We start from the raw sequence: 24,545 nt of genomic DNA on the forward strand, positions 1-24,545 counted from the left end.
CAAAAAAATACCTATGTATTTTTTTTAATACACAACATTTGGAGATATAAAAAAACAGCGGCTAATGCCGCTGTTTTTCCTGTAAGAACGGGTGTTTACTGCGCTTTAAGAAACTCAGTAAAATCAGCCTGATATTTACCTTTTAACTCTACACACTGATGCGAGCTTTGCAGCATTACTTCAAAACTGCGCGCCATACCTTCAAATTTTTCCATACGTTCCTTGTAGAAGTCTTTGGCAAGCGTGATATTACCCACACTGCAACTTGAAGAAACATATTGCGGCATGTGTGCAATATGATAAGCAGGCATTTTCTGGGTTAATGCCTCAAAGTTTTTCACCAACCACTGATACATCAGTGTTTTATCATCCATTCGTCCAGAGGCGTAATACAAACCATAGATCACATTGGCCGGCGTCACATAATCGGTCAGATTCAGATCCAACGCCTTAGTAATCAATTCAGGCTGCTCAAAATAAAACCCACGACCAATAGTGCCTTTTACCCTTGCATCGGTGGTTGCTTTAAATGCGTCTTCCAGCGTAGTAAACCATTGTTGTCCGGAATGACGCGCCACCATAGCCATGGCATTGCCAGCCAGCGAAGCAGGTACTGAGTTGGCATCTTTCAGGTAAGATTCACTTAATTGTCTGGCCGTTGCCAATACCTGTTTGTTGTGTGACGTGCGGCTCAATAAAGAGAATACCGAATAACGCAATTTAATCAGATCGTCACTTTCGCCTTCTTTTTCCACCGTGCCGAGTTCTTTAAACCAGGGCAATGCCATTTTCTCTACAAACCTGGCATATAACTCGCGATTTGAATCATCAACCAGATAATCCAGTTGGCCGATACGTGAAAATACCGTACGAACTACCATAGGGTCACTGTCATTTGCCAGCACCGCCAGAGCTTTAAATTGCTCCTGTAAACTCACTTTACCGGCAGTAAATAACGCACCAATGTTATTAATAAAACTTTTCTTTTCACGACTGGATAACTTATCCGTGTCGTTTAACAAGGCATCCAGCTGCGCAGCAGGAATGTTCCAGCGGAAGTAACCTAATGCACCGGCATCAGGGTAAACCCATTCCGCTTCACTTAATTTGCTGATCATTTGTGATGGCTGAGTCAGGGTTACTGCCATATGTTCGACTTTGCCGTTAAGTTTGTATTTAACCGACAGTGGAACTTGCCACACCTGCTTTTTATTGCCTTCATCAGACAATAAATAACGCTCTTGCGTCACCTGACCATTTTCACCGAAGTTAATCAGTGCATAACCAGGCTGTTCAATGTAAGTTTTCATCATAGCTGGCAAGTCAATATCACTTACGGCACCCAGAGCCCGCCACAAGTCGCTGGCTTCTGCATTTTTCCAGCTCCGATCCTTAATGTATTGCTGAATCCCTTTCTGGAAGTTTTCTTCACCAATAAGATTCTCAACCATTAATAAAATCGATTCACCTTTACTGTAATTAAGTCCAAGGCCATCCATAACATCTGCCGCTTCACGTACGACCTTTTTAATTGGACGAGTGGTTGGCAACGCATCTTCAGGGAAAGCCCCTTCCTGCACCAGATTATTAACAGTATTCAGTTCAGGGTATAACTTCACCATTACCTTGCCTGACATCCAGGATGCAAACGCTTCATTCAGCCACAGATCATCCCACCATGCCATAGTGACCAGGTTGCCATACCACATGTGTGCTAATTCATGCGCAACCACGTTAAGAGGCCCGGTACGCTCAGTTAAGCGCGGGTTATCCCCCAGTAATAAGTAACTGTCGCGATAAGTAATTAAACCGGCATTTTCCATTGCACCGTGAGTGAAATTAGGTACAGCAATAAAATCTACTTTTTCAAAAGGATAAGCCGCACCGAAGTAAGATTCTAACGCCTTTAAAATTTCTGCAGTATGCGTAGCGATAAACTTGGTTTTGTCAGCTTTACCCTTTGGCGTATAAATGTGACCCGGGATAGATAAGCCTTCAATGGGTGCAGAATCAAACTCGCCAATTGCATAGGCCACAATATAAGTTGGCATTGGTTTGGTTTTATTAAAAGTGACGGTTTGCCAGCCATCAGCTACCGAACGTTTTGCCACCAGAGTGTTAGACAACACTGTGTTTTTTTCAGGGCTGCTAATGGTTAACTGATAGGGAATTTTGAAACTAGGTTCATCGAAACTTGGAAAAGCACGACGTGCATGCATATCTTCAAACTGGGTGAAGATATAATTGCGATCTTCAAACGTAGACAAATACATACCATCTGAACTGGTATTTACTTTACCATGAAAGGTAAGCGCCAATTTATATTTGCCCGCTGTGATGGTATCACCTGTAGATGCCCAGTTCATATGGTAATCGCCTGCACTGACCGTCATAGGCAAACGTGTATCACCACTAATCAACTCAGCTTTATCAATCACTAAATCAATTTGATAAAAGCCAATTTTATCAGCCGATCCGGAAACCGTGATATCAATCATGGTAGAGCCGCTGTAATCCGGCTTGTCAGGGTCAACTTTTAGATTAATTTTTTGAAATGTCGGTTGAATATTGCTGGGCAAGCGATAATCCACATCCGCCATACTGGGTACAGAAAAAAACAAGGTACTGACGATAAGCGTAAATACCGATAGTAGCTTTTTAAACATAAATATCCTGATTATTTATTGTTGTGAGAATTTTGCGGTGAAAATCGAATGCACACGGCAAAATCAGGTATTCTGATAAGGTAAGATACTCCTTTGACCTTACACAGAGTGTGATGAGCAAACTCAGCTCTGAGTCAGAGTTTATCAACAAGCTATTTTAGCAACCACTGTTCAGCCCAAAATAGAATGTAAACAGATTTGTCCGACCAATTTATGCGTTATTGGGTCAAGGTAAAATGCTAGAAATGGGAGTATTAATTAACACATATACAGTTACGACCAGAGGATTTGGCCTGATACAATGCAGAATCTGCCGCCTCAATTAAACAATTGGGATTAAGCCCGGCTTTGGGGTACATGGCTGCGACCCCAAGACTAACAGTTAACTGAAGTGGCTTTTCTTCATGCACAAAAGGATGTTGTTCAATATTAATCCGGATACGCTCAGCTATTTTCAGCGCATCATTCAGACCTGTACTGCCAAGCAATACCGCAAATTCCTCACCACCAAACCGCGCGGCCATATCTGTTTTACGTTGTACAGCCTCATTAATAATCGAAGCTAAATGAACTAAACAAGCATCTCCATATAAATGGCCATAATTGTCATTTATGCGCTTAAAATAATCGACATCAATTAGGATCAGCGATAATTCCAAATTGTTACGCACTGCGTTATGCCACTGCTGCTCATAATAGTTATTAAAGTGACCCCGGTTATAAATGTGCGTTAGTGCATCAATTTTATTAAGTTGTTCCAGCTCGCTTTTTTGTGCATCAAGCTGAGCCTCAATTTTAAATGAACGCACATACTCTTTGTGAGTGCGGATACCCAATAACACCAGATAACTTGAATAAATCAACAGCATGGACGCTATTGGCAATTTCCCTTCAACAAACATACCGGTGATAATCGGAGGTATAACAAGAATAGCCAGGTTGGATAACGCCAGTTTAATTCTGGGTGTGAGTGCCATTAATGCCCCACTGGCAATCCCCCCCATTACCAAAAACGTGACATGAATAATAGGTGTAAACATAAATCGCCATTGTAAAAATACTGCTTAATATGGCTGCGTGGGAAAGTGACAAAAATGAAAAGACAGCCAACCACAAGCGTGGTGAATAATTGTACAAGGGCTTGGTTAATAATTTATGCAGATAACGTAACGCACTGATAAAAAACATGCCGCCAGCGAATAATAAACTTAACTCAGGCTGCAGAATATAAAAATCGAAAGGCCAGAAAACAGCAGGTAGTACAATTGCATAAATAGCGATGCCAGCACTGGAGCGGCTGAGCAAATCCATATCTATACGTCGCTGAATGCTTTTGTCTTGTACGTCTGTATCCATTGATTTAGAAGGCAGTGACCTGACAACTCCTGCTTAAACAGCCTGCTCCATCATAATCAGGCGTTAATCGATTGTAAATTAAAAAAATAAGCAATGCACACCATGGCTGGATAATAATGCTTAACATTTAGCTAATTTAACATCTTGTTTTACAACAATATTGTTTAGCTCAATCCGTCCAACTTTCTATTTCACAGGTTAAATCGCTTATCTAAAAACACAATTTCTCCTGTGTAATTGGTAAGATGGTGAATGAAAAAACAACAGAAATAAGGAAGATATATGAGTTCCATCCCTTACACGCTAAAACGTGCTGTTTTGTTGGCGGCCAGCAGCGCACTACTATGCCAGGGTGCACTTGCAGCGACATTAAACACACAGCAGTTAAAGACACTTGAAAACCTTAAAAAAGACGCCCTAAATTCAGACACCAGTTATCAAATCATTGAATCTCTGACCACTGAGGTAGGTGCACGAATGGTGGGGACCGAAGCAGAAAAAAAATCGGTAACCTGGGCGGTAAATAAAATGAAAGCACTTGGCTTTGATAAAGTGTGGACAGAGCCGGTTGCCACACCTAAATGGCACAGAGGTGAAGCCAGGGTTAGCATTGAGTCTCCCTACCCTCATACATTAGTAGCGCTTGCTTTAGGTGGTAGTGTGGGTACTGATGGGAAAACACTGAAAGCACCTGTCGTGCAGTTTGAAAACTTACAGGCATTAAAAGATGCCAAAGCAGATAGTCTCAAAGGTAAAATTGCGTTTGTTTCCTATCGCATGGAACGCCATATTGATGGTCATGGTTACGGCATGGCTGTGGGTGCTCGTGGTGCAGGCGCGGCAATAGCTGCCGAAAAAGGCGCTATCGCCTATGTTATGCGTTCAGTAGGTACAGATACTAACCGTGTTGCCCATACCGGAGGTATGCGTTACCAGGACGGTGTGAAAAAAATTCCAGGGCTGGCCTTATCTAATCCCGATGCAGATTTGCTGTTAAACCAGCTAAAACGTAATAAACCGGTGATAATGTCACTCTCTCTGACAGCCAATCCTGAACCGGACGCAGAAGTCACGTCTTACAATGTTATTGGCCAAATCAACGGCAGTGAATTGCCGAATGAATATGTTACGCTTGGTGCTCATCTGGATTCATGGGATGTGGGTACTGGAGCCATTGATGATGGAATAGGTGTGGGTATGACGTTAGCCGCGGTGCACCATATTGCCCAGTTACCTCAACGTCCTAAACGCTCTGTACGGGTTATTCTGTTCGCCGCTGAAGAAATTGGACTGTTTGGCGCCCGCGCCTATGCCAAAGCTCACAAAGATGACATGAAGGACCACGTAATTGGCGCAGAATGGGATTTTGGTAACGGTGATATTTATCAGCTCACACCGGGAGTTGGTCCGTCTGCACTAAATAATATTCGTGATTTAGCCACTCTGTTAGCACCAATGGGCGTGTCACTCTCGAGCGAAAACAATGCCAAAGGTCAGTCGGATATGAGTGCGTTGGGTCGAGCTGGAATGCCAGCAATAAACTTTGATCCGGATGGTTCGGATTATTTCGATTACCATCACACACCAAACGACACTTTAGATAAAGTAAACCGTGATGCACTGAAAAAGAATACCGCGATTTACACTATGTTCAGTTATTTTGCCGCACAATCCGATGTGGATTTCCGCAAGTAGCAAGTAAAATAATATGCTAAAAAAATGCCGCATATCATGCGGCATTTTTTTATCTGTTAAATGATTTTGTCGTTATTTATTAACTGACTCGTTTATCTGATGACTCTCTATTTGTCGTTTGTGACGTGGTGTTAATGCCGACTTTAAATCGCCTAATATTAGATAAAGTGCAGGCACCAACAACAACGTAATAACAGTGGCAAACAAAATACCAAAGGCCAGCGAGATAGCCATTGGGATAACGATTTGCGCCTGTAAACTACGTTCCAGAACAATAGGCATTAAACCTAAAAAGGTTGTCAGTGACGTCAGAATAATCGGACGAAAACGCTGTGCTCCCGCCTGTATGACAGAGTCAAGTAAACTCAGCCCTTCTCGTCGGGCACGGTTTACAAAGTCGACCATAATCAGGCTATCGTTTACCACAACGCCGGTTAACGCAATAATGCCGCATAAAGACAATACACTTACAGCCTTACCCAGCAGTAAATGACCAATAATTGCGCCAACAATGCCAAAAGGTATAACTGACATAATGATCAAAGGCTGCGAATAAGACTTTAGCGGAATGGCCATTAATGCATAAATGGCAAAAAGAGCGAAAAATAATCCTTTTAACAAACTAAACGTCGCCTCAGCCTGTTCTTTGGATGCTCCTTCCAAACCAAACTGTATACTTGGGTAACGTTGCAATAAATCAGGGATAAAATCAGTTGTGACTTCTTTAAGTACTTTATCCGGTTCAAGTACTGCTTTATTAACCTTGGCTGATACCGTGATAGAACGCATACCATCATGCCGGACAATTGATCCATAACCTTTGCCCATTTCAATTTCGGCGACTTCAGAGAAAGGCACTTCATCACCATTAGCAGTGCGAATACGCATATTTTCCAGATTTCCAATGGAATTACGCTCATCTTTTGGATAACGCACCATCACTTTGAGCTCTTCATCGCCACGTTGAATACGCTGCGCTTCCGCACCATAAAATCCATAACGCACTTGTCTTGCAAGCGCATCCAGATTTAAGCCCAGTGCCTCTGCCTGTGGTTTAATTTTAAGACGAATTTCGTCGCTACCACCAGCAAAGGTATCATTGACATCTGCGATCCCGGCAAAACTGCGCAAATGCGCTTTTAATTCGCTTGTGGCCTCACGTAGCTCATTTAAATCCGACCCGGTAAATTGCAGGGTTAAATCGGCACCGCCACCCGGTCCGCCCCCCGGAGAACCGACATCCAGAGACTTAACACCAGCAATTTCTGGCATGGCTTTACGCCATCGGTCCTGAATCTCAAATGCATCAATGTCACGGGTTTCGCCCTTAGACAACTCAACAAATACCTGACCGCCTGTTGTCCCCTGGTCGAACGCCATGTAGTGAGCCACAACACCAGACCCGGTTTCCTGTTTAAGCTGATCATTCATCTTATTTAATGAAGCCAATAAAGTATCCAGTGCGTTATCGCGCTGGGCGATAGAAGACCCCGGTTCCATTTCAATGGTGCCCATCATAAAGTCACTGGGAATATTGGGGAAAAAGACAAAACGTACCTGCCCACCGGCAAATAAACCTATGGTAATAATAATCGCCGCGGTAAAACTGGCTAATGTGGTATAACGATTTGCCACCGCTTTTTTAAGCATGGGGACATAAGACGAGTGAATAAAGGTTTTTATACCTTCACTAAAATAATCGCGGATTTTTTGCAGACGATTGGCCTTGGATGGATCATAAGGTTCATCTTTCATATGGATTAAGTGTGCGGGCAGAATTAATTTTGACTCTATCAACGAAAAGACCAGGCACAAAATCACCACCCAGGCGATAGACTTCCAGATAACCCCAAAAGTACCCGGAACCATCAACATCGGAGTAAAAGCAGCTACAGTTGTTAAGACACCGAATGTAGCAGGCATCGCGACTTTCTTCACACCCGCAATAACGCTGTCGGCACTGTGACCTTTATGGTCAATTTCACTGCAAGCAGACTCCCCCATAATAATGGCATCATCCACCACTATGCCGAGCACCAGAATAAAACCAAACAAACTGATCATATTGATGGAAAGCGAGAAATATTCCATTGGCATTAGCAGCAACGTGCCAAGAAAACATACCGGTAAACCAACGATAACCCAGAATGCCAGTCGTATTTTCAAAAACAGCGATAGCACCAGAAATACCAGCAGTGCGCCAAAAAACATGTTACTCAGCATCATGTTGAGGCGATCAGCCAGATAAAACGAACTATCCCCCCACGAGTCCGCATAAATACCGGCCGGTAATTGTGTTTTTTTTGCGGCCAGATAGGTATTCACTGCTTCTGAGATTTTCAGCGCGTTCTGGTCACCAACGGCATTAACCTGAACATTAATCGCGCGCTTTCCGTCAAACAAGGCATACTGGCGGTCTTCAACAAAACCATCATTAATTTTGGCTATATCACCCAAAGTAAGGCGTGTTCCATCAGCACGCGTCACCAGAACAATATCCGAAAATTGTATTCCGGTGTAAGCCTGTCCTTTTGCCCGAAGTAAAATATCACCATCTTCAGACCGAATCGAACCACCAGGAATATCAATGGACGATTGACGTATAGCGCTAACCAGCTGTTGGAACGTCAGTCCATATTCCTGCATACGTGCCTCTGAAATCTCGATCGACATTTCATAATTGCGATCACCGACAACCTGCACATTGGTAATGCCCGGCAAATTGGCGATTTCATCACGAATTTCTTTTGCCAGTTCTTTTAGATTTCGCTCGGTGGTATCACCGTATAAGGCTACCCAAACCACAGTTTGTGTTTGTTTCTGACGATAAATAATGGGTTTTTCTATGTTTTCCGGAAAGCTGGGAATAGCGTCTACCTGAACTTTCACTTCATCCAGCAATATTTGCGCGTCGTAGTCATCCTCGACTTCGATATTCACCGTGCCCATACCTTCACTGGCGGTGGCGGTCAGTTTTTTAATGCCTTCAAGATTTTTAACCGCTTGTTCAATTTTAATTAGCACCCCTTCTTCCACTTCTTGTGGTGCTGCGCCCAAATAAGGCACCCGCACCACGATATTATTCAGTTGGAAGGTAGGAAAAACCTGCTTCTTAATCGCAAACGCGCTCATCAGGCCGCCAACAATTAAAATCCACATTAACAGGTTAGCCGCAACACTGTTACGGGCAAACCAGGCAATCATGCCTTTATGCGTATCAGTGTGGCTCATTAATTTTGTTCCTCTTGTTCTTTATCTGCCGATGCCGGATGTTGAGGTTTATCATCCGCCAGCCTCAGTTTCATTCCATTAACCGGATGAGGAACCGCGGAAACGATAATGTTTTCACCTTCGGCAAGACCACTGCTTATATAAGCAAAATGCTTATCCGTGCGCTGTACATTCACCTCACGAATCTCCAGTTCGCGTTTTGGTGTCATTAACAAAACGCTACCATCAATACGCAAAACATGACGGGGCACTGTGACAATATTACTGGCCTGTACACCGGTAATACTGGCTTGCACAAAACGCCCAAACTTCAAAGGAAGGTGAGTTGTGGATGACTCTCTGGCATACGGATCATCTACCCGCGCGACCACATAAATCACGCGGCTTTGCTCATCCACGATCCCTTCACTGCGCACAATACTGCCCTTCCATTGATTCAGTTTGCCTGCCACATTAGCCGTCAGTGTAACGTCGGGTAAACCACCCTGACTGGATTGAGCAGGTATATCCAGATACGCCATATCGTTATCACTCAGAGGTAAACGTACCTCAGCAACATCAGTTGCGTAAATCAAACCCAGCTGGCTTCCGGTGGTAATAAATTGTCCCAAATCAGCATTCTTACTGGCAACCAAACCATCAAACGGTGCTTTAATACTTGTACGTTCAAGGTTACGACGAGCACGTTCGAGGTTTGCCTCAGCGGCACGCACGCTGGCTTTTTCCTGCGCCAATTGTGGTTTACGCAAACCGAGTTCGGTGGGTGTTAAATTTTTAACAGTGCGCCAATCTTCTTCTGCCACCTTACCTCTGGCTTGCTCTTCTTCAAGCAACGCCTGGGCTCTGGCAAGTTCTGCCTCAGCGGCTTTCACATCCGTAATAAAATCGGACTGTTCCAGTTGTACCAGCACATCCCCTTGCTTAAACATGCCTCCTTCAATAAATTCAGGAGAAACCTTAACTATTTTGCCACTTACCTGAGCACTGAGGATGGTTTTGATACGGGGAATCACGGTACCTTGAGATTTTACTTCGAAGTCAAGGTTTTGCATTTGAACAGCTTGTACATCAACCAGAAAAGCCTTGTCTTCATGGGGCTTTTTCTCAGGTGGCTTTTTCATCGCCACTAATGCGATTAGGACAACCACGGCCGCGAGAATAATAATAATGGGTAAAAAAGAACGAATTCTAAGGGCGCTCATACGACTTCCAGTTCTCAGTGTTGTTTATTGATCGTGCAATTCTAAGCCCAATCAATAAAAATTTCCCGGAAGTATGTGTTAAATTTTGTAAAAACCTGAATTATTGTAATGAGTTAAAGTGATACTTCATTTTGAGTTGGGTATAAAAAAAGCCCGTTAAAGGGCTTTTTTATATGTATTTTTTGCTTAGTTTAAACGTGAAACCAGTTCCTGACCGATTTCAGAATCAATAAAGCCGTTTGCCTGAGCCCAGTCTTTGATCGCCATACCGTCAGCTTCAGCCTGCGCTAAATCTTTCTTCGACATTTTTTTGATCATGTAGGTACCAACATCAACCGCATTATTCTGCATTGAATAACGGATCAGGCTGCTACCACCACATGAAACACCAGTATAAAAGTCACCCAAACGCAGATTATAGTCTTTTTGCACACCACGCATTTTCTTGCGCAATTCACCTTTATCGTTGTTTTTCACGATAGTACAGATGTTCTGCAAATCTTCGTTCACATCAGCGAAACTCATTGGAGCAACTAAAACACTCGATAATGCAGCTACAGTTAATAATTTTTTCATCTTTCTCACTCGCCTCTAAAATTTTGACAGATTGTCTTGACGGAAAGAAGTTTAAAAAAACAGCAGCCTTGTTTACAGAGGGCAAAAATGTACGTGGGTATATATTTTAATAACTAATATAAGGATATTTATGCCCAAAACCAGCTAAATCAAGGTGTAAAACATAAAACCTAAAGCTATAACCCTCTATTTTATAAAGCCTTTTCGCCTATTATTAAGGTATAATTAATCAGACTTGAGTCATTTTTACCTGTATATGTGCTTGCTAATTTAGTGCTAGGCTAAGACTTGGTTTAATAAACTAATAACAGCAATTACACCCAGAGAAGCCAGATGGAATTAACTTTTTACGGTGTCAGAGGTTCAACACCTGCACCAGGTGCCGATTTTATAAAATTCGGCGGTAACACTGCATGTGTACATGTAGCGCTTAATAATGGAACCGATATCATTCTGGATGCGGGTACTGGTATTATCCCTCTGGGGAAACAGCTGGCACGTAAAGCGGGTGACATTCATTTGCTGTTAACCCACAATCATTGGGACCATATTCAGGGTTTCCCATTTTTTGCGCCTATCTATCAATCCAAGCGGCAAATCCACATCACCCCAGGAATGACAACACTTAGCGAACATGATGCCATTCTTCAGCAAATGAGCGGCACATTGTTTCCGGTAAACTATAAAGATTTACCTGCCATTATTTGTGTCAAACCGGTGAATCACGCTAATAAAAACTGGCGACTACACGGCGCAAGGATTTCACGACTAAATATGAATCATCCCGGTAGTGGCAGTTCCTACGTCATTGAAGCTGATGGAGCAAAAATAGCTTACATTACTGATAACGAGTTATACCCCCCTTACAAAAAAGAAACCGATTTTCTCGAATTCGTTGAATTCGCCCAACATGCCGATTTACTTATTCACGACGCTCAGTATTTATTTGCAGATATGCCAGCAAAAGCCGGTTGGGGGCACTCTATCGCCGAAGAAGCGGTGAAACTGGCTTTGGCCTGCAAAGCTAAAAACCTTGCGTTATACAGTCACGATCCCAGCCGTACCGATAATGACTTGCTGCAGCTTGAATCCCATTGTCGCTCAGTGGTGGAAATCGCTCAAACTGAGCTGAATGTTTTTGCTGCTGCAGAAGGCATGAGATTCGACTTCTCCATATAATTTATTTCAATGATAAGTAGATAAATATTAAGGTGTTAACGCTTATTTACTGGCGTTAATTAACTGCCAAATGTAAGGTAGGGTCTTGTTTTAAAACTGCTTACTGGATATGACAGAAAGAAATCAATTTGCGCTGATGTTGTCGGGCGGTGGGGCCAGAGCAGCGTATCAGGTTGGAGTGTTAAAAGCCGTCACCAATTTTCTTCCACGCAATCAAAGCATTCCTTTTCCAATTATTTGTGGCACCTCTGCTGGTGCCATCAATGCAACCACGCTGGCTTGTTTTGCATCCTGTTATCATTTGGGAGTACGCAAGCTGGATTGGGTGTGGAAAAATCTGACACCATCAAAAATTTATGAAAGTGATTTTCAGGCTGTTTTTGGACACATAATAAAAAATTACTTTAAGGGCACTGACGCTGATAACTTGCCGCGCGCCACCAGCTTACTTAATAATCAGCCCTTAAGACAATTACTTCGCAAAACGCTCGATTTTGACCGGCTGGATAATAATATTCAACGCGGTGTCTTAAAAGCCATTTGCATAACGGCATCCAGTTACACTAGTCATGACTCAATCAGTTTTTTCCAAAGCAACGAGTTTGCTGAAGGCTGGGAACGTTCAAAGCGTCGCGGACTCCCGGCCCAGCTAAATGTTGAACATTTAATGGCATCGGCGGCCATTCCTTTGGTATTCCCATCGGTTAAACTGGGTAATGATTATTTTGGTGACGGCTCAGTACATCAATTGTCACCCTTAAGTGCTCCAATACATTTAGGAGCAAATCGCATTTTTGTAATCGGGGTGGATCAGCCTGAGCCGAATTACATGCAATCGGTTAATCAACAATACCCCAGTGCGTCAAATATTGCCGGACATTTACTGGATACGATATTTGCCGACACCTTAAATGCCGATCTTGAACGAGCCTACCGCATCAATGAAACACTTGGATTAATGACAGACAAACAGCGTGCGCAAACCCATTTGCGCCCTATAGAGTGTCTGGAAATAAATCCCAGTGAAAACTTCAACGAAATAGCGGCCAATTATTATCACCGCTTGCCAGGGGGTATTCGTACTCTGTTACGCATGGTGGGCCTGAAGCCCGACATAGAATCGAGCTTACCCAGCTACTTATTATTTGATTCTAAATTTTGTGAAGCCTTAATCGACGTTGGCTACCACGATGCTATGGCGCGACAGGACGAGATCCGCGACTTTTTAATGTTGTAGATGTTCAAAAGGGGTTGCTGACATCTAATCAACTGGCACAATTTTTGTATCTTGTAGTTAATTCCGGCGATTCCGTCAATAAAACGTTAGGATTAATTAGGTGGATCAATTAGGCCAAGTTTTTGAACACAGCTCAGATGGTGTGTTCCGCTTTCAGAACAGCAATGAAAAACAGCTGAGTTACTTTCAGCTGTATTCTATATTGCAGTCTTTTACCAACAACCTGACCATGGAAGAGTTGCTGGATAATTATGTAGAACAACTGCGCAAACATTTACCTGTAGAAGGGGTAACGGTTGAGTTTATGGGGCGGGATTATGCAAGCGGTCTGTTAGGCTTTTCAGTTATCGATGAAGATAAAGTTGATATAAATTATCAATCAGCCGCTAAAGTGAAAATTACTGGCCACCTGCCACTGAGTAACCATCAGCAACAACTCCTTCGTGATTTAAAACAATGTATTGCGGCCCCGCTAAAAATGGCGTTACAGCATGAGCAGATGAAGCGCTTGTGTTATAAAGATCAGCTTACCGGTCTGGGCAACCGCCACCAGTACAATGAAACCATTGGCCGTCATATCAGCCATTCGATGCGTAGCCACAATAGTTTTGGTTTACTGATTATCGATCTTGATCACTTTAAACAAGCCAACGACAGATATGGACACTTATTAGGCGATCAGATTCTGATGGCATTTGCCAACGTGCTAAAAGACTGCCTACGTGATACTGACTATGCTTTTCGTTTTGGTGGCGATGAGTTTTGTTGTTTGCTGGAAGATGCAGACCCGGTACTCAACCAGCGAGTGTGTATTCGAATACTAAATAGCGTGAGCATTCAACCATTATTGGTGAATCACGGTATAACATGCAGCATAGGCAGTGCGCTGTATCAAAGTGACGATACAAGTGCTTCATTATTCCACCGCGCAGATGAAGCCATGTACGCGGCGAAGCAAGCAGGCAAAAATTGCATTAAGTGCGTTTAAATCTAAATTACATTTTTAGCGATTTACCAATCTTATCCGGACGGCAATAATTTGCCGTGTGGTTTTATGCTGTTTCCAGGCTGATATTCAGCTGACGCTCGCCTTGTTCAGCCCCTTCTGCCACAGCAAATCCCACCACCATAGCTAATCTCTCATCAATATAAATAAGTGGCAAACGCTGGCGTTGCCAGGGCGGAACATTCCATCCTTTAAGCCATTGTTTTAACGGTTTTGAATGCGATTTGCCTGCGGGTTTAAATCGTTCGGTTAATTGTCCGAATCGAATTTCAATTTTTGCATTGGCAGGTATACACAAGGTTAATCCATCAGTGAAGGTGTTAAATTTTAGCTTCAAGCATGGATCGATCTGCAATGTATCTTCGCCAGTCCAAGTAAAACACTTATCAATTGGTGTAATCATTTGGCTGTTTAATAGATAAAGTGCATCCTGATACTTACGTAAAGACCAGCCCGCCCAACTAATTTCGGCTTCGCTTTGCCTGTCAGTTGCCAAAAGTTGCGGGCCAATATTCTGCATAATGGCTTCGCTTGGCATCGGGACATTATTTTGCTCAAACCACAACCTTAACAACTGTTTTTGCCATGGCTGACTCTGTTGGCTAAGTAGTTCTGTTTTCAGGCTACCATTAGCTTTAAGCATTGGTTGCAGTTTCTCCAGAGCCACTTCATCTAACAGTTGCTGTTGTTCAGCACATAAGTTTGCGCTGCGCGACACAGATTTCAACAATCCGGACCAACGCGATTTGAGCACAGGAAGCACGTCATTGCGCAAAAAATTGCGGTCGAAACGGCTATCGCTGTTAGATTCATCCTCAACCCAGGTTAACTGATGAAAATTAGCATACTCTTCCAGTTGCTCCCGACTGATTGGCAATAAAGGTCGAATATATTCGCGCTGATTTTTTGTCATGTGTGCTGCCATTGACGCCAATCCTTTGGGCCCGGCTCCGCGCTTTAATTGCAGCAAAAAGGTTTCAAGCTGATCATCAGCATGTTGCGCCAGTAAAATACGGCAGCCCGGCGATGTATTCTGTTCGATTGCAGCATAACGCGCATCACGTGCCTGTTGTTCCAGACTGGTACGTCTGGCCGCACTAACATGCACTTTGACTGACTGGAATGCAATTGCGTAACGCTCACAGTTATTTTGACAGTGCTGTAACCAGCTATCAGCATTGGCGCTTAAGCCATGATGAACATGGATGGCAGAAAACTGGTGTTGAGGAAATTGCGGTTTTAACTGAGCAATAACATGAAGTAAAACCGAGGAATCAAGCCCTCCGCTATACGCCACGATGATGTGACTGGGAGGGCACGATAAATATGACAGTACCGCTTGCTGAACAGGCTCCATCAGCGGTATCGGAATTAACAGTAACCGAAAGACATCAGGCGCTCGTAGCGCTGTTCCAGCAACTGATTAGTGTCCAGACTCTTAAGTTGTGACAACTGTTGTTTTAATGTCGCACGAATATTGGCGGCCGTGGTATCGTAATCACGATGTGCTCCACCTAACGGCTCATCAATAATGGTATTGATTAAATCCAGCGCTTTGATTTTATCAGCACTTACGCCCATCGCTTCTGCAGCCAGTGGGGCTTTTTCAGCACTTTTCCACAGAATTGACGCACAACCTTCCGGAGAAATAACCGAGTAGGTACTGAATTGCATCATATTCACGCGGTCACCTACACCAATAGCAAGTGCACCACCTGAACCACCTTCGCCAATAACGGTACAGATAATGGGAACCTTAAGGCCAGCCATCACTTTTAAGTTACGCGCAATGGCTTCACTCTGACCACGCTCTTCAGCACCCACCCCCGGATAAGCTCCCGGTGTATCAATGAAGGTAATAATCGGCAAATTAAAACGTTCCGCCATTTCCATTAGGCGTAGCGCTTTACGATAGCCTTCTGGTTTTGGCATACCAAAGTTACGTTTAATTTTTTCCTGCGTATCCCGGCCTTTTTGGTGTCCAATAACCATCACCGGCTGACCTTCAAAATTGGCCAAACCGCCAACAATGGCTTTATCATCGGCATAGGCACGATCACCTGCCAGTTCTTCAAAGTCGGTAAAAATACGCTTGATATAATCCTGCGTATACGGGCGAAGTGGATGACGAGCAAGGCGTGCAACTTGCCATGCATCAAGATCGGAGAAAATCTTTTTGGTCAGCTCCGCACTTTTGTCGCGTAATTTGGTGATATCTTCTTCCATACTGACATCGAAATCACCGTTCTGAGTGACCAGTTGTAATTCTTCAATTTTGGCTTCCAGGTCAGCAATTGGTTGCTCAAAATCCAGAAAATTCAAATTCATCCTACTACCTAATAATTAATTCTGTGATATTGGTTAAATCGTATACTTAATTTTTGTTGGTATGAACCATGTTGACTAAAACATAAGCTCAACACTGTCCTGATTTAACAACTGTTTTAATTCGTACAATAACTCATCTTCGGGTGACACATACCAACTTGCCCCCAAACGTAAACTCGCTGCTGCATCCTCATTCTGGTAATGCAACTGCACTGGGCAAGCACCACCACGAAATTGTTGCAATAATGCCTGCAGTTTAGCTATTTGTTGTTCCTGACACCAGCCTGAATCCAATTTCAGGCTCAGGGATGAGGCATATTTTTCCCTCGCCTGTACAATATCCATCACTTCACGGGCGCTGATTGTATTGCCGTCACTGTATTGATCAAAGCTGACCTGTCCTGATATCACCAGAATTTTGTCACTTTGCAGTATGTCTTCATACTGCTCATACAAATCAGGGCCAAACTTGGCTTCAATGCGCGCACTTTTATCATCCAGTGTCACTATGCCCCAGCGACGGCCTTTTTTATTAACCATCACTCGCACGCCAATCACCAAACCAACAGCGGAAATTTCCACACCACGCGCGGGCTTTAAGTCCACCAGCCGGCAATGAGCATATTTTTTCACTTCAGCTTCGTACTGATTAATTGGGTGACCGGTCAGATACAGACCTAATGTTTCTTTCTCACCGTCCAGCCAGGTTTTTTCGGGCCATTCAGGCACATCGGCAAACGCTTGTTTAACGTCATTTTCATCTTCGTTAAGTAATCCAAACATGTCAGCCTGACCATGAGCTTCGGCTTTACGATGTTGTTCAGCTGCCGCAATCGCTTCGGGTAAGGTTGCCATCAGCGAGCTTCGATGTGGTCCCAGGGTATCTAAGGCACCGGATAACACCAGTTTTTCGAGTACACGACGGTTTACTTTTTTCAAATCCACCTTGGCACAAAAATCAAATAAGTCAGCAAACTGACCTTTTTGTTCACGCGCTTCGATGATGGCTTCAACAGGGCCTTCGCCCACGCCTTTAATTGCCCCAATGCCATACACAATGTTGCCATCGGGATCGACAGTGAACTTGTATTTTCCTTTATTAAGGTTAGGTGGCTCAATCACCAGCCCCATACGCTGGCATTCATCGACCAGTGTCACGATTTTGTCAGTGGCATCCATATCTGCTGACATTACCGCCGCCATAAATTCAGCCGGATAATGGGTTTTTAACCATAGGGTCTGATATGACACCAAAGCATAAGCAGCCGAGTGAGATTTGTTAAAACCGTAACCGGCGAACTTTTCCACCAGGTCGAAGATTTTTTCCGCCAAATCAGGATCGATATTGTTATTGGCAGCACCTTCAGCGAATCCACTACGTTGCTTAGCCATTTCCTCAGGTTTTTTCTTACCCATGGCACGACGAAGCAAGTCGGCGCCACCCAGGCTATAACCCGCCATTTCCTGGGCTATCTGCATTACCTGTTCCTGATACAGGATAATGCCGTAGGTGGGCTCCAGAATTTCTTTCAAGCATTCATGCTGATATTGCGCATCCGGATAAGAGATTTCTTCACGACCGTGTTTACGGTTGATAAAGTTTTCCACCATGCCTGATTGCAACGGCCCCGGACGGAACAAGGCCACCAAAGCGATAATGTCTTCAAAACAATCTGGTTGCAGGTTTTTAATCAGCTCTTTCATCCCACGGGATTCGAGCTGGAATACCGCAGTGGTTGAGGCATCCTGTAAGGTGCGGAAACTTTTGGGATCTTCAAGCGGAATGGCGCTGATATCTATATCAATACCACGGTTGGCCTTGATCATATCCAGCGCCCACTGCACGATTGTCAGGGTACGCAAACCAAGAAAGTCGAATTTAACCAGACCGGCGGTTTCCACATCGTTTTTATCAAACTGGGTGACCGGGTTTAATCCTTCCTCATCGCAATACAGGGCGGAAAAATCGGTAATTTTGGTTGGCGCGATAACCACACCACCTGCGTGCTTACCGGCATTTCGCGTCACACCTTCAAGACGACGCGCCATATCCACCAGTTCTTTAACCTCATCATCACTGTTATACAGCTCAGGTAAACGCGGTTCTTCTTCAAAGGCTTTATCCAGCGTCATACCCGGTGTAGGCGGGATCAATTTACTGATGCGATCAACAAAGCCAAATGGATGCCCTAATACCCGGCCCACATCGCGAATTACCGCTTTAGCTGCCATGGTACCAAAGGTAATAATCTGCGAAACCGCGTCACGACCGTACAGCTCTGCAACGTGGTCGATGACTTCATCGCGTCTGTCCATACAAAAATCGACATCGAAATCCGGCATCGATACCCGTTCAGGGTTTAGGAATCGTTCAAATAGTAAGTCGAATTCTAATGGATCAAGATCAGTAATTTTCAGCGCATAGGCCACTAAAGAACCAGCACCCGAGCCACGTCCCGGTCCTACCGGTATACCGTTATCTTTCGACCACTGAATAAACTCCATTACGATCAGGAAGTAACCGGGAAACCCCATCTGGTTAATTACATCGAGTTCTATTTTTAAACGTTCATCATAAGCGTGACGTTTTTCAGCCCTTTCCTGTTCATCTTTAAACAGGAACTCCAAACGCTCTTCCAGTCCTTCCTCTGACGCTTTGACCAGAAATTCACTTTCATCCATCTCGCCGGTTGGAAATTTAGGCAGAAAGTATTCAAACAAGGTCATGGTGACATTGCAGCGCTTAGCAATTTCAACCGTATTGGCCAGTGCTTCAGGAATATCGGCAAACAACGCCTGCATTTCAGCTTCGCTGCGCAGATACTGTTGTTCAGAGTAATTTTTTGGCCGACGTTTATCTTCCAGTGTAAAACCGTCATGAATCGCAACACGAATTTCGTGTGCATCGAAATCATTTGCGGTTAAGAAACACACATCATTGGTAGCGACCACAGGTAAGTCAGCCTGTTCTGCCCATTTTACCGCAGCATGAATGTAGGTCTCTTCATTGGGGCGATTAGTGCGGGTTAATTCAATAAAGAACCGGTCGGCAAAATATTGCTGATAAAAATTACTGATACTTCGCACTAACACATCGTTATTTTTAAGCAGCGCCTGCCCCAAATCGCCTTCACGACCACCAGATAATAAAATAACCCCTTCGGCATGCTCTTTTAACCAACTACGATCGACCACCGGCTTTTCATCAACATGTCCCCGTAAATAGGCTTTTGACACTAGATCAGTGATATTGGCATAACCCTGATTATTCATCGCCAGCGCCGTTAAGCGGAAAATTTGTTCGGATTCGTCGCCTTTAACCCAAAGGTCACAACCCACTATGGGTTTTATTCCCTGATTGGTTGCTTCAAGATAAAACTTTACCAGACCACAAAAGTTCATCTGATCGGTTAATGCCACGGCTGGCATATTTTGCTCTTTGACAGCATTAAGAATGGGTTTGACCTTGCTCAGGCCATCAACCATTGAAAAGTCACTATGGACTCTTAAGTGAATAAATCCGGGTTCAAGCATGTTTAATTCCGTGCTGCTCCATCGCCTTAATAACAGGTTTAAAACTCATTCTATGATGTTTGGTTGGACCGTGCTCGGCCAATATTTGCATATGTAATTTGGTCGGATAACCTTTGTGTTTGGCAAAACCATATTGTGGGAATTGCTGATCAAGTTCATCCATTTCCGCATCTCTGGCAACCTTTGCCAGAATAGATGCCGCTGAAATTTCTGCCACCGAACCGTCACCTTTCACGATGGCTTCACCCTGATAAGACCATTTGGGCAAACGATTACCATCCACTTTAACAAATTCAGGTCTGACACTGAGTGCGTCAACCGCGCGGGTCATCGCCAGCATGGTGGCATGCAGAATGTTAATTTCGTCAATTTCATGTGGTTCTGCACGACCCAGCGCCCAACATAGCGCCTTTTGTTTAATTTCTGCAGCCAGTTTAAGACGTTTAGTCTCACTGAGTTTTTTCGAATCATTTAACCCTTGAATTGGATTATTAGGATCAAGAATAACAGCTGCGGTTACGACCGCGCCTACCAGAGGCCCGCGCCCTACTTCATCCACACCGGCAATAATCACTTTTATGCCTCTAATAATCGTTGTACAGCATCGGCTGCACGCTCATCGGCGTCACAGTTAAGCTGTTGATGTAATTCAGTAAACAGGTTGATAAGTTCACTATTGTCCTGCGAAAACAGCCGTTTTAGTTCAACAGCAATGACCTCTGGCTGAACCTGTTCCTGCAATAATTCAGTGACTTTCTTTTCACCGGCCAATAAATTAGGTAATGAAAAATACGCCATTTTAATCATACGCCGTAAAATCATCGCAGTCAGTGCTGTAAATTTATAAGCCACTAACATCGGCTTTTTGCATAACATGGCTTCCAGCGTAGCCGTGCCTGAGGCCAGTAAAATTACATCCGATGCGGTCATCACATCGCGCGATTGTTTATCAACTAATGTCAGTGAATACAACTGAGGATGTTGTGTCAGCCAGCTTTCAATTTGTTGGTGTCTTTTGGCATTCGCAACCGGGATCACCACCTGCAAATCAGGAATGGATTCAGCAAGCAGCTCGCAAGCTTGCAAAAAAGGCTCTAGCAGCAGTTTGACTTCATTATTGCGACTGCCTGGCAATACAGCCAGAACTGGCTTCCCGGCATCTAAATTGAGTTTTTTACGTGCACCAACCGTATCAGGCTCAATCGGCATCTGATCAGCCAGTGTGTGTCCTACAAACTCAGCAGGAATGGAAAATTTATCGTAAAACTGCTTTTCAAACGGCAATAAACACAGCACCAGATTAGTGGCTTGTTCAACTTTAAATACACGTTTTTGGCGCCATGCCCATACCGAGGGACTGACGTAATGCACGGTTTTAATGTCAGCTTGTTTAAGTTTTTTTTCTAATGTGAGATTAAAATCCGGCGCATCGATACCAATAAAGACGTCCGGCGGATTAGCAATAAAATGCTCAACCAATTGTTTGCGAATATGTAGCAAGCGACGTAGTCGGGCCAGCACTTCAAATAAGCCCATCACCGCCAGCTCTTCCATATCGTATAAACTATTAAATCCTAACGCCTGCATTTGTGGACCACCTATGCCTTCAAATACTGCGTTAGGATAACGTTTTTTAAGAGATTGGATCAGGCCTGTGCCGAGTATGTCACCCGACACTTCACCCACAACAATACCAATTCGAACCGGTTTAGAATCCACCTGCATTGGTTATCGCAATATGCCACGAGCAGAGTGCTGAATAAAATCAGCCAGAATTTTTATTGGCGGGGTATCGTTTGCCATGTCGTTCAGTATGCTGACCGCCTCATCCACTTTATGTCCCTGGCGGTAAACCACTTTGTATGCCCGGCGGATTTGGCTGATTGTCGCGCTATCAAAACCACGACGCTTTAAACCTTCGCTGTTAATACCAAAGGTCGACATATCAGCACCACCGGCCATCACATAAGGTGGTAAGTCTTTAACTAACAAACAACCTGCAGCACAAAAACTGTGAGAGCCGATATGACAGAATTGGTGAACACCTGTCATGCCACCAATAATCACCCAGTCTCCCACATGTACATGCCCGGCAAGGGTCGCATTGTTGGCAAAGATATTGTTATCGCCAATCACACAATCGTGTGCCACATGCGCATCTGCCATAAATAAATTGTGGCTGCCGATTTGAGTCAGGCTTTGATCCTGAATTGTGCCACGGTGCACGGTGCAACCTTCACGAAAAACGTTGTTATCACCGATCACTAAACGCGTTGGTTCGCCAGCATACTTTTTATCCTGACAATCTTCACCAATAGAACAAAACTGGAAAATGTGATTATCGCGACCAATCTGACTTGGCCCTTTTATCACAACATGAGATTCGATTTTACAATTATCACCAATAACAACATTGGCGCCGATAATTGTAAATGGGCCAACCTCGACGTTTTCACCGAGGCTCGCAGATGGATCAATAATTGCCGTAGGGTGTACGGACATATTACATTTTCCTCATTGCACACATAAATTCTGCAACACAGGCTTCCTTTCCATCAACACTGGCAACGCCGGAAAACTTCCAGATACCGCGACGCTCTTTAATTAACTTAACATCCAGATCCATGCGATCACCTGGCACTACCGGGTGTTTAAATCTGGCATTATCGATACCGGCGTACAAATACAGTTCATCCTGCTTGCCAACGGATTTAAAACCTAACACACCTGCTGCCTGGGCTAAGGCTTCTAAAATTAATACACCTGGGAAAATTGGCTTACCTGGAAAATGCCCCATAAAACAAGGTTCGTTAAAGGTAATATTTTTATAGGCTTTAATACTTTGGTTGATCTCTAAGTCAGTGACTCTGTCTACCAACAGAAAAGGATATCTGTGTGGTAACAAAGACATTATTTCTTCGATTTCTACCTGATTTAAAGAGTTTGCCAAGGGAAGTTCTCCTATGCACTCACAAACTTATTTGTTTGCTTTTTCCAGTGCTTTAATTCGCTGATTAAACGTGTCGAGATTACGCATAGCGACTGCGTTTCGACGCCATTGGTGGTTAGTAGTAGCCGGCATACCGGATGAATAAATGCCTGGCTCGGTAATGGGTTTGGTTACCATAGCCATCGCAGTAAGATGAACATTGTCTGCAACATCTATATGACCGTTTACGCCAACCAAACCAGCAATAGTGCAATTCTGACCAATTGTTGCACTGCCACCAATTACACTGCAGCCAGCCATTGCACAGTTCTGTTTCATATGCACATTATGCGCAATCTGACATTGATTATCGATAATCACGCCATCTTCCAGAATAGTGTCGTCGATCGCACCGCGATCAACCGTTGTGCTGGCGCCTATTTCAACCCTGTTACCTATTACCACTCCACCTAGTTGCGGTATTTTAATCCATTTTCCATTGTCATTGGCATAACCAAATCCATCAGAACCAATCACTGCACCGGATTGAAACAAACAATCCTCACCGATTGTTACACCGTGATAAATAGAAACATTGGCCCATAATTTGGTCCTTGCACCAATTGAGGTGTTTTTTCCCACAAAACTACCGGGACCAATTTGCACATCATCAGCCAGTTTAACGCCGCTTTCGATAACTGCATTGGCACCAATACTCACATTGTTGCCGAGCTCCACATCATCAGCGATGACTGCTGTAGCAGCAATATCAGATGCAGATGCCGGCGTGTCATCTAATAGTTGTGCCACCAATGCAAACCCCACATAAGGATTTTCCATTACTAATGCAGCACACTGGCAATGTTCCAGATCACGGGGATGTAAAATAACCGCACTGGCAGAGGTTTCTGCCAGCTGGATACGATACTTGGAATTGGCCAGAAATGAAATCTGACCTTCTGAGGCACCTTTTAAGGTTCCCACAGAAGAAATAAAAAGCGCAGCATCACCATGTAATGTTGCGCCTATATGCTTGGCAATTTCAGCCAGTGTAACAGCCATATTTACTTACTTAATTTTGCTAACTTGTTCACTGATTTTAGAAGAAATATCAATGTTCTGATCTTTCGCATAAGCAACAGCATTAACGTTTAAAACTAAATCGAAGTTTTGTTTAGCTGCATAAGTGTCAATAGATTGCTTAATCAGACCTAAAATCTTGTTACGCTCTTCACCCTGACGACGCTGAATGTTTTCCTGCAACGGTTTGGCTTTGGCAGTGTATTCGTCACGCAGAGAAAGTAATTTGTCCTGCAAATCTTTTTTCTCTTTTTCACTCATGGTCGCTTCATCGCGCTGTTGCTTTTCCAGATAATACTTAATGTCTTTTTCCAGACGAGCAACTTCTTGTAAGTCATCTTTAAACTCTTCGCGAATAGTACCTTCTACCGCCTGAGTTTGAGGTAAAGACTGAAAAATCGCCTGAACATTTACCACACCAATTTTGGTGTCGGCAGCATAAGCCGCTGAACTTAAAAATGATGAGCCCATTACAGCTGCTACAGCCAGGCTTTTGCTTAATAATTTCACGTAAAATACTCCGTTG

Annotated in this window: 19 protein-coding genes; 4 read left to right on the forward strand and 15 right to left on the reverse strand. The window is 43.8% G+C overall.

Annotated features, from left to right (window positions below; all coding sequences use genetic code 11):
- Positions 1-95 precede the first annotated feature (95 nt).
- The 3 genes from H8B19_RS03200 to H8B19_RS19190 all read right to left on the reverse strand — a co-directional run bounded on the left by H8B19_RS03200 (position 96) and on the right by H8B19_RS19190 (position 4,022).
- Entirely contained in the window at positions 96-2,666 is a 2,571-nt protein-coding gene (locus H8B19_RS03200) for a M1 family metallopeptidase (RefSeq protein WP_186505339.1), read from the reverse strand.
- Between the two features lie 254 nt (positions 2,667-2,920).
- Positions 2,921-3,706, reverse strand: coding sequence for a GGDEF domain-containing protein (locus tag H8B19_RS03205; protein WP_338401482.1), 786 nt, complete (start codon positions 3,704-3,706; stop codon positions 2,921-2,923).
- Positions 3,621-4,022, reverse strand: a complete 402-nt coding sequence (locus H8B19_RS19190; RefSeq protein WP_338401483.1) for a hypothetical protein — start codon at positions 4,020-4,022, stop codon at positions 3,621-3,623. The genes H8B19_RS03205 and H8B19_RS19190 overlap by 86 nt, the downstream gene beginning before the upstream one ends.
- A 282-nt stretch (positions 4,023-4,304) precedes the next feature.
- On the opposite strand from H8B19_RS19190, the gene H8B19_RS03210 reads away from it, so the two are divergent.
- The gene (locus H8B19_RS03210) at positions 4,305-5,717 is read left to right on the forward strand and encodes a M20/M25/M40 family metallo-hydrolase (protein ID WP_186505340.1); all 1,413 of its coding nucleotides are present in this window, start codon (positions 4,305-4,307) and stop codon (positions 5,715-5,717) included.
- Positions 5,718-5,789: 72 nt separating this feature from the next.
- On the opposite strand, the gene H8B19_RS03215 is transcribed toward H8B19_RS03210, so the two are convergent.
- From H8B19_RS03215 to H8B19_RS03225, 3 genes are all read right to left on the reverse strand, one after another.
- Complete coding sequence (locus tag H8B19_RS03215; protein ID WP_186505341.1) at positions 5,790-8,948, reverse strand: efflux RND transporter permease subunit; 3,159 nt, start codon at positions 8,946-8,948, stop codon at positions 5,790-5,792.
- On the reverse strand, positions 8,948-10,150 hold the full coding sequence (locus H8B19_RS03220) for an efflux RND transporter periplasmic adaptor subunit (protein WP_186505342.1): 1,203 nt from the start codon (positions 10,148-10,150) through the stop codon (positions 8,948-8,950). The genes H8B19_RS03215 and H8B19_RS03220 overlap by 1 nt, the downstream gene beginning before the upstream one ends.
- A 186-nt stretch (positions 10,151-10,336) precedes the next feature.
- On the reverse strand, positions 10,337-10,726 hold the full coding sequence (locus H8B19_RS03225) for a DUF3718 domain-containing protein (RefSeq protein ID WP_186505343.1): 390 nt from the start codon (positions 10,724-10,726) through the stop codon (positions 10,337-10,339).
- A 333-nt stretch (positions 10,727-11,059) separates the two neighbouring features.
- Between H8B19_RS03225 and H8B19_RS03230 the strand changes: the two genes are divergently transcribed.
- The 3 genes from H8B19_RS03230 to H8B19_RS19195 all read left to right on the forward strand — a co-directional run bounded on the left by H8B19_RS03230 (position 11,060) and on the right by H8B19_RS19195 (position 14,130).
- The gene (locus H8B19_RS03230) at positions 11,060-11,905 is read left to right on the forward strand and encodes an MBL fold metallo-hydrolase (RefSeq protein WP_186505344.1); all 846 of its coding nucleotides are present in this window, start codon (positions 11,060-11,062) and stop codon (positions 11,903-11,905) included.
- 109 nt (positions 11,906-12,014) lie between these two features.
- On the forward strand, positions 12,015-13,142 hold the full coding sequence (locus H8B19_RS03235) for a patatin-like phospholipase family protein (RefSeq protein WP_186505345.1): 1,128 nt from the start codon (positions 12,015-12,017) through the stop codon (positions 13,140-13,142).
- A gap of 100 nt (positions 13,143-13,242) precedes the next feature.
- Complete coding sequence (locus H8B19_RS19195) at positions 13,243-14,130, forward strand: diguanylate cyclase domain-containing protein (RefSeq protein WP_186505346.1); 888 nt, start codon at positions 13,243-13,245, stop codon at positions 14,128-14,130.
- A 64-nt stretch (positions 14,131-14,194) separates the two neighbouring features.
- Here H8B19_RS19195 and tilS read toward each other — a convergent pair whose 3' ends face one another.
- From tilS to H8B19_RS03285, 9 genes are all read right to left on the reverse strand, one after another.
- On the reverse strand, positions 14,195-15,445 hold the full coding sequence (tilS, locus tag H8B19_RS03245) for a tRNA lysidine(34) synthetase TilS (protein WP_186505347.1): 1,251 nt from the start codon (positions 15,443-15,445) through the stop codon (positions 14,195-14,197).
- A gap of 74 nt (positions 15,446-15,519) precedes the next feature.
- Entirely contained in the window at positions 15,520-16,476 is a 957-nt protein-coding gene (gene accA, locus H8B19_RS03250; protein ID WP_186505348.1) for an acetyl-CoA carboxylase carboxyl transferase subunit alpha, read from the reverse strand.
- 75 nt (positions 16,477-16,551) lie between these two features.
- The gene (gene dnaE, locus H8B19_RS03255) at positions 16,552-20,010 is read right to left on the reverse strand and encodes a DNA polymerase III subunit alpha (protein ID WP_186505349.1); all 3,459 of its coding nucleotides are present in this window, start codon (positions 20,008-20,010) and stop codon (positions 16,552-16,554) included.
- A complete protein-coding gene (rnhB, locus tag H8B19_RS03260) occupies positions 20,003-20,584 on the reverse strand; it encodes a ribonuclease HII (RefSeq protein ID WP_338401484.1) in 582 nt (193 codons plus the stop codon). The genes dnaE and rnhB overlap by 8 nt, the downstream gene beginning before the upstream one ends.
- A 2-nt stretch (positions 20,585-20,586) precedes the next feature.
- A complete protein-coding gene (lpxB, locus tag H8B19_RS03265; RefSeq protein ID WP_338401490.1) occupies positions 20,587-21,729 on the reverse strand; it encodes a lipid-A-disaccharide synthase in 1,143 nt (380 codons plus the stop codon).
- Between the two features lie 9 nt (positions 21,730-21,738).
- A complete protein-coding gene (gene lpxA / locus H8B19_RS03270; protein WP_186505351.1) occupies positions 21,739-22,512 on the reverse strand; it encodes an acyl-ACP--UDP-N-acetylglucosamine O-acyltransferase in 774 nt (257 codons plus the stop codon).
- 1 nt (position 22,513) lies between these two features.
- Positions 22,514-22,960, reverse strand: coding sequence for a 3-hydroxyacyl-ACP dehydratase FabZ (gene fabZ, locus H8B19_RS03275; RefSeq protein ID WP_186505352.1), 447 nt, complete (start codon positions 22,958-22,960; stop codon positions 22,514-22,516).
- Between the two features lie 27 nt (positions 22,961-22,987).
- Positions 22,988-24,001, reverse strand: coding sequence for a UDP-3-O-(3-hydroxymyristoyl)glucosamine N-acyltransferase (lpxD, locus tag H8B19_RS03280; RefSeq protein WP_186505353.1), 1,014 nt, complete (start codon positions 23,999-24,001; stop codon positions 22,988-22,990).
- Between the two features lie 6 nt (positions 24,002-24,007).
- A complete protein-coding gene (locus H8B19_RS03285) occupies positions 24,008-24,529 on the reverse strand; it encodes an OmpH family outer membrane protein (protein ID WP_186505354.1) in 522 nt (173 codons plus the stop codon).
- Between the last annotated feature and the right edge of the window lie 16 nt (positions 24,530-24,545).

Origin of the sequence: Neptunicella marina (assembly GCF_014270035.1) — a bacterium.
Classification (GTDB): domain Bacteria; phylum Pseudomonadota; class Gammaproteobacteria; order Enterobacterales; family Alteromonadaceae; genus Neptunicella; species Neptunicella marina.

Excerpts from the sequence above, each read along its gene's own strand:
- H8B19_RS03200 (WP_186505339.1), bottom strand. The coding sequence starts at position 2,666 with ATGTTTAAAAAGCTACTATCGGTATTTACGCTTATCGTCAGTACCTTG.
- H8B19_RS03205 (WP_338401482.1), bottom strand. The coding sequence starts at position 3,706 with ATGTTTACACCTATTATTCATGTCACGTTTTTGGTAATGGGGGGGATT.
- H8B19_RS19190 (WP_338401483.1), bottom strand. The coding sequence starts at position 4,022 with ATGGATACAGACGTACAAGACAAAAGCATTCAGCGACGTATAGATATG.
- H8B19_RS03210 (WP_186505340.1), top strand. The coding sequence starts at position 4,305 with ATGAGTTCCATCCCTTACACGCTAAAACGTGCTGTTTTGTTGGCGGCC.
- H8B19_RS03215 (WP_186505341.1), bottom strand. The coding sequence starts at position 8,948 with ATGAGCCACACTGATACGCATAAAGGCATGATTGCCTGGTTTGCCCGT.
- H8B19_RS03220 (WP_186505342.1), bottom strand. The coding sequence starts at position 10,150 with ATGAGCGCCCTTAGAATTCGTTCTTTTTTACCCATTATTATTATTCTC.
- H8B19_RS03225 (WP_186505343.1), bottom strand. The coding sequence starts at position 10,726 with ATGAAAAAATTATTAACTGTAGCTGCATTATCGAGTGTTTTAGTTGCT.
- H8B19_RS03230 (WP_186505344.1), top strand. The coding sequence starts at position 11,060 with ATGGAATTAACTTTTTACGGTGTCAGAGGTTCAACACCTGCACCAGGT.
- H8B19_RS03235 (WP_186505345.1), top strand. The coding sequence starts at position 12,015 with ATGACAGAAAGAAATCAATTTGCGCTGATGTTGTCGGGCGGTGGGGCC.
- accA (WP_186505348.1), bottom strand. The coding sequence starts at position 16,476 with ATGAATTTGAATTTTCTGGATTTTGAGCAACCAATTGCTGACCTGGAA.
- dnaE (WP_186505349.1), bottom strand. The coding sequence starts at position 20,010 with ATGCTTGAACCCGGATTTATTCACTTAAGAGTCCATAGTGACTTTTCA.
- lpxA (WP_186505351.1), bottom strand. The coding sequence starts at position 22,512 with ATGTCCGTACACCCTACGGCAATTATTGATCCATCTGCGAGCCTCGGT.
- lpxD (WP_186505353.1), bottom strand. The coding sequence starts at position 24,001 with ATGGCTGTTACACTGGCTGAAATTGCCAAGCATATAGGCGCAACATTA.